The 12,850-nt window shown below is 45.0% G+C and carries 8 protein-coding genes and 1 other annotated feature (1 of these 9 only partly in view); of the genes, 3 read left to right on the top strand and 5 right to left on the bottom strand.

The window, feature by feature from the left end; genetic code table 11:
- The coding region (locus K6G33_RS02505) for an FG-GAP-like repeat-containing protein (RefSeq protein WP_296775881.1) at positions 1 to 4,837 on the bottom strand (4,837 nt) is incomplete at its 3' end.
- A gap of 130 nt (positions 4,838 to 4,967) precedes the next feature.
- Complete coding sequence (locus tag K6G33_RS02500; protein WP_296775884.1) at positions 4,968 to 5,207, bottom strand: hypothetical protein; 240 nt, start codon at positions 5,205 to 5,207, stop codon at positions 4,968 to 4,970.
- A 159-nt stretch (positions 5,208 to 5,366) separates the two neighbouring features.
- Between K6G33_RS02500 and K6G33_RS02495 the strand changes: the two genes are divergently transcribed.
- Positions 5,367 to 5,909, top strand: coding sequence for a stage V sporulation T C-terminal domain-containing protein (locus K6G33_RS02495; protein ID WP_296775878.1), 543 nt, complete (start codon positions 5,367 to 5,369; stop codon positions 5,907 to 5,909).
- Between the two features lie 206 nt (positions 5,910 to 6,115).
- Here K6G33_RS02495 and uvrA read toward each other — a convergent pair whose 3' ends face one another.
- The gene (gene uvrA / locus K6G33_RS02490; RefSeq protein WP_296775876.1) at positions 6,116 to 8,935 is read right to left on the bottom strand and encodes an excinuclease ABC subunit UvrA; all 2,820 of its coding nucleotides are present in this window, start codon (positions 8,933 to 8,935) and stop codon (positions 6,116 to 6,118) included.
- A gap of 236 nt (positions 8,936 to 9,171) precedes the next feature.
- Between uvrA and K6G33_RS02485 the strand changes: the two genes are divergently transcribed.
- Positions 9,172 to 9,327 carry a rubredoxin gene (locus tag K6G33_RS02485; RefSeq protein WP_296775873.1) on the top strand — a complete coding sequence of 52 codons (156 nt, stop codon included), beginning with the start codon at positions 9,172 to 9,174 and terminating at the stop codon, positions 9,325 to 9,327.
- Positions 9,328 to 9,384: 57 nt separating this feature from the next.
- On the opposite strand, the gene K6G33_RS02480 is transcribed toward K6G33_RS02485, so the two are convergent.
- A complete protein-coding gene (locus K6G33_RS02480; RefSeq protein ID WP_296775871.1) occupies positions 9,385 to 9,756 on the bottom strand; it encodes a DUF2500 domain-containing protein in 372 nt (123 codons plus the stop codon).
- 110 nt (positions 9,757 to 9,866) lie between these two features.
- On the bottom strand, positions 9,867 to 11,336 hold the full coding sequence (locus K6G33_RS02475; protein WP_296775869.1) for a DUF1846 domain-containing protein: 1,470 nt from the start codon (positions 11,334 to 11,336) through the stop codon (positions 9,867 to 9,869).
- Positions 11,337 to 11,563: 227 nt separating this feature from the next.
- Between K6G33_RS02475 and K6G33_RS02470 the strand changes: the two genes are divergently transcribed.
- Complete coding sequence (locus K6G33_RS02470) at positions 11,564 to 12,700, top strand: GGDEF domain-containing protein (RefSeq protein ID WP_296775867.1); 1,137 nt, start codon at positions 11,564 to 11,566, stop codon at positions 12,698 to 12,700.
- 48 nt (positions 12,701 to 12,748) lie between these two features.
- Positions 12,749 to 12,850, top strand: a binding site (T-box leader); it runs 115 nt beyond the window's last position.

The following is a 12,850-nucleotide window of genomic DNA, read 5'->3' as shown; positions in this document are numbered from 1 at the left end:
GTTCAGCAGAAAACATCAGTGTATACTGTTGTGAATTGATAGTGAATGCATAAGAATAGAGCTTGATGTCATAGTTTTCAGCAGTTTCGCTGCTCAATACAGAAAGCTGGGCAAAGTATGTGCCGGGGTTCGTGTTGTTGGTAATACTTACGTTTGTTGTTCCTGTGCTGTTCTTGAAGGTCAGATCGACAATATCTGAAAGCACATCATCTGCCGCAAGCGAACCGGAAAGAATATCCATTTGTGGGAGATGACCTTCCACATCTCCGGCAAACAGTTCCTCGCTGATTACACGTACTGCAAGCGGACGTTTTTTTACGGTATAGGTATACTGGAATGTCTGTTCATCATCAAAGCCCTGCAATTTGACTTTGATCTCATTATTTACATAAATATCAGGTTTTTTTGTCAGAAGCTCAGAATAACCGTCTGGATGCGTTTCATCTTTCATCTCGGTTTCTGTAGAATTGCCATCAGCATCCTTTGTATAGCTTAAAAACTTCAAAAACATCTTATCGCCGTAATAGAATGTATCTGTGCGTTCGCCGTTCTCGTTCATCAGAACCGGATAGATTTTGGATTCTCCGACCAAAACGCTCTGCTTGCTGCTTTCGGCAAATGAGCTGAATACATTGTCGCCGCTGTAATAAGCTGTGATCTCGTATACCCCCTCCGGAAGCTCGCTCAGGTCTGCTGCTGTGGAAAGCTTGGCAGTTGCCTTTTTTCCGGAGTTCTTTAACGGAACGGTGAAGCTCTTTTCGAGAGAAGTGCTGCGGATAATAAATCTTACATCACCCGTCGGTGCAACAAAGCAGTAGGGATCTTCAGGGAACAGCGTAAGAATTGCTTCGGGCTTGCTCTCCTTGCAGGAAACCGTAAAGGAATCATTTTTCACGGTTCTCATCTGGTAAGCAACGTCGATCTCATCGGTTGTAATGCTAAATGCAGACTTCTCGTGATGCTCCTCGTTATAATAGATCGCATCGATCCGGCAGCGATACTGACCTGCATCCTCGGAGGTGGCATTTGTGATTTCAAACACCTTCGTGTTGCCGCCCTTGATGTTTTTCCAGTTATTCTTACTGTCTCTCTTCTGCCACTGGTAAGAAAGCTGTAAGAAGTTATCCGCATTCTGAACATCTGCAGTTATCGTATAATCGCGATCGGGATAAAGTGTTAGCTTGTTATTTTCAACACCCTTCAGCACAATGTCGGGATACTCTGCATCAGGAAGTGTGTAAGCAGAAATGGTATCGCCGGGCATAGAGACAGACGGTGGAGCTGCAAAGCTGCGTACCGCCTCAATACTGTAATCAAACTTTGTACCTGAGTTCATGATAATATTCTTGCTGTTTTCACACTGACCGGAATCTTTAAAAACGTATGAATAGATTCCGTCATCTTCCTTTGTGCCGCCGGATGCTGCGACAGAACCGACCAGAACCGCTGAATCTCTGCCGTTAATATTAGTAATGCGGTAGATATTGAATTTCTCTGCAATGGAGGGGTCTTCGTACTTCCACTCCAGACGAATACTATTCTGAGTAGATTCCTGATAGTTCTGATGGAAGTCCCTTGGGATCAGCGGAGGCTGAATGACATCTGTTACAAGGTAATCTACAACAGGGAAAGACACGGTATTGCCTTTGTAATCCGTGTAGGTACCATCGTGAGCGAAGAGCTTCCACGACATACCGTAGCCGTATTCTTCGGCTTCTTTTGGCATATTCTGCATCTCTGCGGTAAAGGCGCAGCCGTTGGTAGAAGTGGTTGCCCAGCTTGCTTCTGCGCCGACACCGGCTTTCACACCTACGGTCACACCACCTGCACCGGCACCGGCAGATACTGTAACATCTACACCTGTGGAATAGCTATTGCCATTTTCTTCATTCATTTCAATTGACTGGCTCTGTGACATACCACCGCCTACGCTGGTGAAGTCAACTGCCATGTAGTTTCCGTCGAACTCCTGAACATTGTGATATCCCATGGTATTCTGCGGATATGTTTCAGGCTTACCGAGCGTATGTCGCAAGACATCATCGGAAAGCTGCGGCAGTTCGTGGTACATAGAAGATATCTGCTTGTATTTTTCCATTTCAACCGTTGATGTGCAGGGCTGCTTGGGAATTGCAATGGTCTGTTTGTTGGTATACTTTTCCCCATTGAAGTAGTATACCATGTCGTACTCATAGAACTCATAAGGAATTGAGTAGAACACGACTGCATCTGCACCGGAGCTTGTAGTATACTCGGTGGTATAGCTGATCTCAGAGGCTTGTTCAAACTCTGTTGTGAAGTTCGCCATTGTTTCAACTTCAGCTTCTATAGATGCAACTTTTACACCGAACATAGAGAAATCCTGCTCATAGCGGATATATGCTCCTACGGAAATAGTTGCTGCTTCTGAATTGCTGCTGCCTGAGCCTTTTGTCTTGCCGTAGGAAGTAATTGATCCCGGGTAGTCTCCGGAGAGATCGTCTTTTTCCAGTAGGTCTTTGAAGTACGGAGGAGAGGCAAGAACTGCCAGCACAGCAGGATCAGTATAGGAGAACCAGTGCTTTCCGGTATAGGTCAAATAAGATGAGTCGTTGTCTGTATTTACAACAGCGTAGCAATATTCAGTGTCCTGACTTTTGTTGATAGTGGAACTCATATAAATGGAATCTTTTTCCGTTGGTGTAATAGCTGAAAATGAACGTGTATGTATTGTACCTTTTTCGTCAGCTATCATAGTTTTAAAGAATACAGTCTCCTCACCTGTTCCGTTCAGGTCAGCTACCTGAATATCATACGGAAGGTATCGATACATATCCTCTTTGTAATAAACGAAAGAAAACCTATTATTGCTATTATCCAATTTGGAAAGCTTTTTTTCTGTCAGTTTGCCCTCTTCAAAAATATAGGTCTGCATATTGAAATAGGGCGAAACAAGTCTGCCGTCCGCATAGACGAGTTCAAGCTGATATTTTAATTTTGTTAATACATTAATGTTCCCCAAATATGCCTCGGTTGTTGCAACGGCTGTATAATTGCCTTTGTTATCTCTGCTAAATACCGAGAGCTTGCCACTTGTGAGAGTTTCTTTTCCTGCTCCAAGAACAGCGATGAAATTCTGATACTGTCCTGCAATTTTATCACGGAATACAGTTGCAGAGAAATTAATCGCCTCACTGTTTTCACAAATCTGCTCATTTTCGGAAAGCATATTCTTTCTTGCGCCGCTGTAAACATTAACGCCGTCATTTGCAGCAACAACAAGGTCGTCAATACCGTCATTGTTGATATCACCGACAGAAAGTGAAACAACATCATCCGGTGTAACAGCGATCGTTCGCTTGATCTCCCAGCTGTTAATATCATCAACCGAGCCTGAACCCGTTTTTGAGTATATCTCCACACGAGAGCCGTCTGTGTGGAATGGGTTATAGACTGCGATATCATCAATGCCGTTGCCGTCAAAGTCGCCTGAAGCAATGCTCATCTGTGCTGCTAAGGTGACTTCAGATTTGTCACTGTAAGTACCGATCGTTTTCACAGTCTGGCTGTTTTCCGGATCTTTTGCCTCCACAACAGCAAGCTGCAATTCGCCGTCAACCGCCGCAACCATTGCAAAATGATTCTTTTGACCCTCTGTGTTGCCGTCAAAGTTTCCGCCTGCGGTCTTGTTGATCGCAGATTTTTCCTGAATTTTTGCCTTTCCGCTGACGGTGCTGCCTTCAAGTTGCAGTGGACGGACAGTCACGGTCGTCTGATGCAGATACATTTCAGGAAACCAATAATGGTCTAAGCCTGCATTCAGGTCGGTATGTTCCTGGCGTATAACATGTTTGCCATCACCATTTGTATAAAAACTGCCAACACCCAGATATGAATTGCTGTTTTCTTTACCATGCGGGTACATGGACAAGCCGGTGACGGCTGTTACTTCGGAAGAAGATGCTTTGTTCTGCTTTGTATATACCATATACAGAGTCCATGCACCATTTTCATCCCAGTTATATCCCATATTCAGATAGCCGTTATTACTGCGGAACTCGCTATCTCCAAAGACAGTTGGTTCCTGATAATATCTTCCGTTAAACTCGTGGGTCGAGTATTTTTTTATTTCACTATAAGCGTCGTCAAACAGCATCACATCTTTGATTGCTTCGTTTGCATCATCGGTATATTTATATCCGATCGCAATATTATACTTGGCTACTTCATCACCACGGAAGAGACGATGCATATTTGCATCACCAGGCTTTCCGGCAGCGAGATCCGTTCCCTCCAGACTCCGGTCACCATCCAAAGTATTACTGTAAGTAACGACATCATAGCCATTCCGCTGCAGTTCAGCAACTGCCTTCGGTAAATTGCTTTTCCATTTTTCGTTGCTCCAATAGCGTGGATAACCACAAATAGCAATATCTGAAATGAAACGCTTAACCTCATTTCCGTTTCTATCTACCCATTGGGTGTTTTGACAAGTAATTTCGTTTTTACACTTTGAACCGACATTACTCACATCGTCACCAATGATCGAACCGTCGGACATACTTGTCTTCATGCTGTAAACCTCTTCAGCATCGCCAAATACAACAGTCTTCCTGCCATATGGGTTGCTTTTGTCGTCATCTTCGTCAAATCCGTCAGGTGCGGCATCGTTATTAATACCGATGGCTTTTGAGGCATTCATTGTTTTTGATGCAAGTGTAACAGGTGATGCAGCGTCAGTTATGGCTGGAAGTTCCATGAGCGGCAGCATCGTCACAGATAGCAATACCGCAGCAGCTCGCTTAAGAATACTTCCTTTTGATTCTGGCAGCATACTCTTAGTTCTTTTATTATTCATACAAATACCTCCTAAAAAAAACAAAAACGTCTCTGTATGTATTCCATTATATCATCTGAAAATCGGTTTGTGTATGAAATTACAAATTTGTAATTTCAAAATATTTCGGTGTTAAACAAGGGCGAAACCGTTACCTTCTTGTAAAGCGGCTGGCGCTCTTTGTAATGATAAGGTCTATCTTTCCTGCCAATGCATCGGCGATCATAGCCTGAAAGCACTCTCTGCGTTTTGTCGAGCAGACGGAGATGCCCTCAGTCCTCACGACATTTGATATATAGTGTACAGGAACAGATGAAACGCCGCACGAACAGGAATTACCGAGGTGTAAAGAAGCACGACAACATTTATTCGGGATACCTGTTCTGCGCAAACTAAACAGCGCAGTGCGAATTCTTCAGGCAAGTCCGTATTTTCAGCGTACAAACCAATAAAAATCGCAGATAAAATCGTCTTGTCATCAATGCATAATCAAAACCAACACGGAAATAATAACCTCACAAAGTCAAACAGATTTTGGGAGGTATTTTTTATGAGAGCAACCGGTATCGTAAGAAGAATAGATGATCTCGGCAGAGTAGTCATACCTAAGGAGATTCGTCGCACCATGCGTATACGTGAAGGCGACCCGCTTGAAATATACACCAACAACGAAGGCGAAGTCATATTCAAGAAGTATTCCGCGATCAGCGAGATGAGCGAAAACGCCTGCAACATTGCTGACATCATGTACAAGATAGCAGGCTGTCCGGTCATAATCTTTGACAAGGATCACGTTGTGGCTTCCGCAGGTGTTCCGCGCAAGGAGTTTTCAGAGCGCCGTGTGACATCTCAGCTTGAAGAGCTTATGGAGAACCGCGGACAGTTCTTCTGTCCTGACGGCAGCACCAATAATTTTTATCCTGTAGAGGGCGTGGGCAGGACTGCTACGGCAGCTCTGCCAATAATCACAGCAGGCGATGTTTCGGGAGCTGTTGCATTTATGACAACAGAAAAGTGCCAAGAAGTTACAGAGCTGCAAAAGAGCCTTATCAACGCCTCAGCACAGTTCCTTGCAAAACAGATAGCAAGCTGAATGTTTTCAGCTGCACATTTAGTTTAAGCCCAAAAGTACAAGGTCGATACCCATATAAAAAGTTTTGCCCCGAAACACTTTAAAGTGTTTCGGGGCATTGTATTTGAGCCTTAGCCATTATCCGTCAGCTTATTGTAGGGGCGAACAGTGTTCGCCCGCGCCTTACACGACACGTAACATGAACTAAATCAAATGTGACGGCTTTATTATAGATAACTTTTCAGATACTGTCCCGTATACGACTGCGGACAAGCTGCTACCTCCTCAGGAGTTCCCTGTGCGACTATCATTCCGCCGCCGTCGCCGCCCTCGGGCCCCAAGTCGATTATGTGGTCTGCAACTTTTATGACATTGAGGTTGTGCTCGATGACAAGAACTGTATTTCCCTGATCTGTCAGCTTTTGAAGCACATCTATCAGCTTATGGACATCGGCAGTATGAAGTCCCGTAGTAGGCTCGTCCAGTATATATATGGTATTGCCTGTGGAGCGCTTTGAAAGCTCAGTTGACAGCTTAACGCGCTGAGCCTCACCGCCCGAAAGCGTAGTGGCAGGCTGACCTATCTTGATATATCCCAGTCCCACTTCCTGCAAGGTTTTAAGCTTTCGTGCTATCTTAGGGATATGCTCGAAAAATTCCATTCCCTCGTCCACTGTCATTTCCAGAACGTCATATATGGACTTTCCCTTATAGTGAACGTCAAGGGTCTCGCGGTTGTAGCGCTTTCCCTTGCAAACCTCGCAAGGTACATAGATATCGGGCAGAAAATGCATTTCTATCTTGATTATTCCGTCGCCCTCGCAGGCTTCACAGCGTCCGCCCTTGACATTGAAGGAAAATCTTCCGCTTGTATATCCATGAGCCTTAGCGTCTGGAGTTTTTGCGAAAAGCTCTCTTATATCGCTGAAAACGCCCGTATAAGTTGCGGGATTTGAGCGTGGAGTACGTCCGATCGGTGACTGATCTATGCATATCACCTTATCGAGATTTTCAAGTCCTTCCATAGCCTTGAAGCTGCCGCATCTTATCTTTGCGCGATTGAGCTTTGCAGCGAGGTGCTTGTAGATTATCTCGTTTACCAGCGAAGATTTTCCTGAGCCTGAAACGCCCGTAACGCATATCAGCTCTCCGAGAGGTATAGAAACGTCGATATCACGCAGATTATGCTCAGTTGCTCCCTTTACTGTCAGGAACTTTCCGTTGCCGCTCCTGCGTTTTTTCGGAACATCTATCTTTTTTCTGCCGCTGAGGTACTGACCTGTTATGGAGTTCTTACTTTTCAGCAGCTTGTCAACTGTTCCTGCAAATACGACTTCACCGCCGTGTATGCCTGCTCCGGGACCTATATCCACGATATAATCAGCGGCAAGCATAGTATCATCGTCATGCTCTACAACTATAAGTGTGTTTCCCAGGTCGCGCAGCCGCTTCAAGGTCGCTATGAGCTTGTCGTTATCGCGCTGATGCAGTCCGATACTCGGTTCGTCGAGTATATAGAGTACTCCTACCAGCGACGAACCTATCTGAGTAGCAAGGCGGATACGCTGGCTCTCGCCGCCCGAGAGAGTACCCGAGGAACGTGAAAGGGTCAGGTATTCCAGTCCCACGCTTCTGAGGAAGCCGAGGCGCTCCTTAATCTCCTTTATGATACGCTCTCCCACGAAGCTGTCGTGCTCCGAGAGCTTCAAGCCGTCGAAGAAACTTAGAGCGTCCTTTACCGAGAGGTCGGTGAGGTCGCTGATATTCTTGTCCCCGACTGTAACGGCAAGGTACTCGTCACGCAGACGCTTTCCCTTGCAGACAGGACACTCCACCTCGCTCATGTACTCTTCTATCTCATTCCTTGACCAGTCGCTCGAAGTCTCCTTGTAGCGGCGTTCGAGATTGTTCACAACGCCCTCAAAAGGCGAACGGTATGTTCCTCCGCCCAGTGACTGAGGTCTTTTCAGTTCGAGAGTCTCCTCCCCTGTACCGTACAGGAAGAGGTCGAGCTGCTCTTTTTTCAGCTCTTTAACAGGAACATCAATAGGCACACCGTACTTTTTTGAGATAGCGCGGTAGTACATCATAGCTATCGAAGTCTCATCAAGGCTGTTCCAACCCGAAGCGCTTATAGCGCCCTGCTCGATAGAAAGCTCCTTATTCGGCACTATCAGGTCAGGGTCGATATGTCTGAAAACGCCGAGACCTGTACACTTGGGGCAGGCACCCACAGGATTGTTGAAAGAGAACATGACGGGTTCAAGTTCGCCGATGCTGATATTATGCTCGGGGCAGGCGTAATTCTGGGAGAAAAGTATCTCCTCGCCGCCGATAACATCAGCAATGGCAAGTCCTCCCGAGAGGTTGAAAACAGTTTCAAGGCTGTCGGTGATACGGGACTCTATCCCCTCTTTTATTACGATACGGTCAACGATTATCTCGATGTTGTGCTTTTTGTTCTTGTCAAGCTTTATCTCCTCGGAAAGCTCGTACATGATGCCATCAACTCTTGCGCGGACGAAGCCCGATTTTCTTGCACTTTCGAGTTCTTTCGCGTACTGTCCCTTACGATTTCTTACGATAGGAGCGAGAAGCTGCAATTTTGTACCTGCGGGGAGCTCCATAAGGGTATCCACCATCTGGTCAATGGTCTGCTGGGAAATAACTCTGCCGCATACAGGACAGTGAGGAACGCCTATCCTCGCATAGAGCAGACGGAGATAGTCGTATACCTCTGTGACTGTTCCGACTGTGGAACGGGGATTCTTTGAGGTAGTCTTCTGGTCTATGGATATAGCAGGAGAAAGGCCCTCGATGCTGTCCACATCCGGCTTTTCCATCTGACCGAGGAACATTCTTGCGTAGGATGAAAGGCTCTCAACGTAGCGGCGCTGACCGTCAGCATATATAGTATCGAAGGCAAGGGAGGACTTTCCCGAGCCTGAAAGTCCCGTCATGACGATAAGGCGGTCACGCGGGAGTTCGAGGTCTATATTTTTAAGGTTATTGGCTCTTGCACCTTTAATTATTATTTTATCAGTCATATTATGCTCCTCAAACAAAACAAATTATCTGAATGAAACGTACAAATAGTATTATACCATATCTATGGCAAAAAATAAACCTATCGAACATATTTTCTTCATTTAACATAAATTTTTACCCTGTGAACCTTGATTTGTTCACAAATTAACTATATAATAAAAATAACAAAACAAGCACGAAAATACAGCAGCTCAGAGGTCACTGAGCATAATATTGTCAGTAAGGAGGTGTGTTTATGAAATACGTATGTGACGCTTGCGGCTGGGAATACGATGAAGAAGCAGGTTCTCCCGAGAACGGTATAGCTCCGGGAACGAAGTTTGAAGACCTTCCCGACGACTTTGAATGTCCTCTTTGCGGAGTCGGCAAGGATCAGTTCTCTGCACAGTAATGACATCTCAATATAAAAAAGTCCCGAAAGCAGCCGCAAGACCGCTTTCGGGATATTTTATTGCATATAACGCTGAAATCCGAGGAATCTTGTCCCCTGAAACGAGAGCTTTCCCGTATCTCCTTCAGCCAACATTCCGTAGTCCTGTCCGCTCATGCGAAGCTCCATGCGATCGCCGCTCTCGACCTGAAATGTTACAAAATAAGAAGTCGAAGAAGAGCCTGAAAAGTCGGCTGTTCCGCTGTGGTACGCGACTTTCGTCCTTTTTGCTACAACCTTTGCATCAACGCTCAAACGCGGCGAATTGTTGTTTTTGTTCCATGTTCTGAGATTTTTTATGAAAACAGCAGCTATTAAAACAAAAGCCAGAGAAAATACTAATATAAACATCAAAAACATAATGCTGAATCCATTGTTAAAACCTTGCATGATACTCCCCCAAACTTTTTCTTCATTATAAACTCTAAATGTTCATTCGTAAGCAAAAATGCCACAGCTCTGCTGAATAACCAGCTTATCTATGGCATTTATCACAATATTTATGCTTCGTACTTAGGCTCGCAGGTGAGATTAATGCCGAGTCTCTTGAAGATACGCTCATCGACCGATGAAAGTATAACAGTTGAATGCACCTCACAGCCGCGGAGCTTTGCTATCTGCTCCATTGCCTTCTTAGCATTGGGATCGGTATTAGCACAGATAGAGAGCGCAAGGAGTGTCTCGTCGGTATGCATTCTCGGGTTGTTGTTGCCGAGGTGATTTACCTTGAGCTCCATGATAGGCTCGATAACATGAGGCGACATGAGAAGTACTTCATCGTCGATATCAGCAAAATGCTTGAGTGCATTGAGCAGCAGCGCAGAAACTGCACCGAGAAGATTTGATGTACGTCCTGTTATGATAGTACCGTCAGGAAGCTCCATTGCAGCAGCAGGACCTTCTGTAGCCTTCTCCTTGTCAAGAGCAGCCTTTACGACCTTTCTGTCCTCAACGGTAACGTTTGCCTGCTTCATAAGAAGTTCAAGCTTCATCAACTCGTCCTGCGAGATAAGACCCTTTCTGTAGTCGCACATACCCACATAATAGCGGCGGATTATCTCCTGCTTTGCAGCCTCGCAAACAGCCTCGTCGTCGATTATGCAGTTTCCTGCCATATTTACGCCCATATCCGTAGGAGACTTGTAAGGAGACTCGCCGAGGATATTCTCGAACATTGCATTGAGCACGGGGAATATCTCAACATCACGGTTGTAGTTTACAGTAGTCTTTCCGTAAGCTTCCAAGTGGAACGGGTCTATCATGTTAACGTCATTGAGGTCGGAAGTTGCAGCCTCATAGGCGATATTTACAGGGTGACGGAGAGGAAGGTTCCATATCGGGAAAGTTTCAAACTTTGCGTATCCGGCATTTACTCCCCTCTTATGCTCATGGTAGAGCTGAGAGAGGCAGGTAGCCATTTTTCCGCTTCCGGGGCCCGGTGCAGTGATAACGACCAGCTTGCGGCTTGTTTCGATGTACTCATTTCTGCCGTAGCCCTCATCACTGATGATGTACTGAAGATTTGACGGATAACCCTTTATACTGTAATGGTGGTACACTCTTATCCCAAGAGCTTCAAGTCTCTTCTGGAAAGCGTCTGCTGTAGGCTGACCGTCATAGCGTGTCAGTACAACACTGCTTACATAGAGACCTATCTTTGTAAACACATTGAAAAGACGGATAACATCCACATCGTATGTTATGCCAAGGTCGCCTCTGACTTTATTCTTTTCGATATCATCAGAATTGATGACTATTACTATCTCAGCATCGTCCTTGAGCTGCAAAAGCATCTGGAGCTTGCTGTCAGGCTTGAAACCGGGCAGTACTCTTGAAGCATGGAAGTCATCAAAAAGCTTTCCGCCGAATTCAAGATAAAGCTTATCTCCGAACTCAGATATTCTCTGTCTGATATGTTCAGACTGCATTTTAAGGTATTTTTCGTTGTCAAATCCGATTTTAGTACACATTTTTCGTTCCTCCCGTAAATTTATCACAACTAATTATATATCAAACAATTGCAAATTTCAAGCCCCCCGCTCAAAAAAACTTTAAAACCGACTATTTTATCGAAAAATGTCAGAAATCATGTCCAAATTCAGCACATTTTGTAAATTTTCAGTTAAGTTCTTGAAACATTATATACAACATGATATAATGGTATATGGGATTTTTTAGTTAGTGGAAGGAGGATCTTATGAATCTGCAAGCTATCACAGTTGCCAATTCCATAGGTGTTATCATGATGATAGTGCTCCAGATAAGCAGTTACCTCGTCCGACAGCGCCGTCTGCCCAGTGACAGGATTTTTACCGTTATGATAATCGTCACCTCAGCAGGCTGTGCTACTGAGACCATTTCATTCATGGTCGACGGCAGGACATTCCAGGGTGCTCACACTATCTCCGTAATCACCTGTACTCTCCTGTACGCATTAAACGTGACTCTGTCTTTTTTATGGTGCATATACGTTGACCTTCGGCTGTATAAGCAGGAAAGCCGCCTGAAAAAGTATTACAAGTGGCTCGCCGTTCCCACACTGATACTTATCGCCTCACTTATCCCCAATATCAGATTCGGTTATCTTTTCAGCTTTGATGCCGGAAACGTTTACAGCCGTCAGCCGCTCTCATATATCTACTATCTTTCCGTATTCGTATATATCGGATTCAGCGTATGCGTGAGGTACAGATACTACAAGGAGTCGCCGCAATCACGTTTTTTCCCTATCTGGATGTTCATTATGCCGCTCATAGTCGGCACAACTGCTCAGCTCCTATTCTACGGGATATCACTTGCATGGATATCGGCTGCTGTAGGACTTGTCGGCGTACATATGGCTCTTCAGAACGAGCTGTCATACATTGACCCGCTCACAAAGCTGTATAACCGTAATTACCTTGACCATGTGCTGTCGGAAGCCTGTCACAAAGGCACAAAGATCGGCGGTGTCATGATAGATATCGACTTCTTCAAGGATATAAACGATATGTACGGTCACTCCGTAGGAGACAGAGCCCTGATAAACACTGCCAATATAATCAGGGAGGCTATCCCCTCAAAGAGCATTGCTGTCAGATTCGCGGGAGATGAATTTGTCATCATCTCAAAAGCCGATAACGAATTTGAACTAATAAATATCGAAAGAAGCATCAGAAATCAGCTGAAAAGGTTCAATAATTCGGGGAAAGCCGATTATCATCTCTCATTCTCCATGGGCATGAGCATACTCGGTGAAAATGATACTGCCGACAGCTTCATGAACGATATGGACGAAAAAATGTATTCCGAAAAGCATCATAAGCACTGCCGTTCCGCAGTATCTACCGCATAATGAACTTTTTCTCTTGACAAGCGGAAAAAGATATGATATGATATAAAAGCAAAAACAGTGAACGGATAAAGCCTGTGCAAAGCCCGATACAGAGAGTTCCCGTGTGGTGTGAGGGAATGACGGCGCATAGGAAATTACATTCGGGAGTTG

This window comes from Ruminococcus sp. (assembly GCF_024691275.1).
In the GTDB taxonomy this organism is placed as follows: domain Bacteria; phylum Bacillota; class Clostridia; order Oscillospirales; family Ruminococcaceae; genus Ruminococcus.
The sequence above is the reverse complement of the archived record's forward strand: the minus strand, read 5'-3'. Positions and strand labels throughout refer to the sequence as shown.